At 62.2% G+C, this 1,272-nt stretch carries 2 protein-coding genes and 1 pseudogene; all 3 read left to right on the forward strand.

What is annotated here, in order from left to right; translation table 11 throughout:
* Window positions 1-134, forward strand: a pseudogene (locus tag EN984_RS35055) (MerR family transcriptional regulator); the annotation flags it as partial.
* A gap of 93 nt (window positions 135-227) precedes the next feature.
* Window positions 228-530, forward strand: a complete 303-nt coding sequence (locus EN984_RS35060) for a hypothetical protein (protein ID WP_127270978.1) — start codon at window positions 228-230, stop codon at window positions 528-530.
* Between the two features lie 167 nt (window positions 531-697).
* On the forward strand, window positions 698-1,207 hold the full coding sequence (locus tag EN984_RS37975) for a hypothetical protein (RefSeq protein WP_164748806.1): 510 nt from the start codon (window positions 698-700) through the stop codon (window positions 1,205-1,207).
* The last annotated feature ends 65 nt before the right edge of the window (window positions 1,208-1,272 follow it).

The following is a 1,272-nucleotide window of genomic DNA, read 5'->3' on the forward strand; positions in this document are numbered from 1 at the left end:
GCCTGGGCAAGAGCGACGAGGAGGGTCCGGTGCAGCCGGATGCGTCGAAACTCTCGCGCGACAACAGGGCCTTGCTGCAGGAGGCGCTGTTCGACCTCCTGGAATGCAAGCGCCTGCTTGACCAGGTGCGCTGACCGCGGCCCGACGCGGCATCGACAGTTCGAAAGCCGGAACCCGTCTTCCGGTGAGGCGTTACGCTTCCTTCTGCAAGTGAAGGAAACATACCAATGGCATCATTTTCGACCCTCTCCGACATCGATCTCGACAGGCAGGTCGCGGCTCTTACCAAGGAACTGGCCAGCTTGAAGAGGGCCGTGGCAAGGCGAGGCGGCGCGTATTACGAGGACGGTCGCGATGCCGCGCTGGACACCTATTCCGATCTTGCCGGGCGCCTGCGCGACGCCATGCCGGCAATCCGTAAACAGGGCAGGGTGATCGAGAGGTCGGCCCGCGACCATCCGGCGGCTGCCGCGGCGGTAGGCCTTGTGGTGCTCGGTCTTGTCGCCAGTCTGCTGTTCAGCCGGCGCTGAATTCTAAAACCCAATCCCAGGGATAAGAAGCAAGAAGTGACAGCTCGCCTCAGGGCGATCCGTTTATTTTCCTTGCGGTCGGCTATGTCTGTCGTCGCTCCGGCATCTGGCGAGGAGCGCGTCGGCGGGCGCCCCGCATCTCTGTGCGGCCGGCGCAGGAATGCGGATTGGTCGAGCCGCCGGAGCCGCTCAATTTCGCCGGCGAACGCCGGATTGGTGGTCGTGCAATAGCCAGCGCCGGGATAGACGACGATCTCACCGGCGTAGGGGGGCTGGACTTGCGTGAACAGTCTTCCGCGATCGAGCCTCGCGGGGCCGAGAAGACCGGCCTTGGACAAGAAGCCAAGGCCGGTCTTCTCGGTGGCGGTCTGCGGAGCTTAGGCCTTGTTTCCGATCACATGGTGGTGGTGGCGGTGATGATGGTGGTGGCGGACATGGTGGCGATGATGATGGTGGTGACGATGATGCTTGGCCATCGGGGCCGCATCCGCGCTCGTCGCGCCGATGACGGGCACCGTGAAAGCCAATGCAACTGCAAGCCCGAGGGCCGAGAGGAGGGACTTCTTCATGGATGGTTTCCTTTTGTTTCGCGGGCGCATATGGATCGGGGCGATAGCCCGGCCGCCGCGAATGGAATTACGCGCCTGAATTTTTTCGTCAGTATTTCCCGATTGTAGAATTTTGTTTCTGGACTGTTTCTGCCCAATCCAGCCTCCCGTCACCATGCACGGCAAGATCGAGA

The organism is Mesorhizobium sp. M7A.F.Ca.CA.004.12.1.1 (assembly GCF_003997835.1).
Lineage (GTDB): Bacteria > Pseudomonadota > Alphaproteobacteria > Rhizobiales > Rhizobiaceae > Mesorhizobium.

Bases quoted from the DNA above. Each gene is read 5' to 3' on its own strand.
- EN984_RS35060 (WP_127270978.1), top strand. From the start codon at position 228: ATGGCATCATTTTCGACCCTCTCCGACATCGATCTCGACAGGCAGGTC.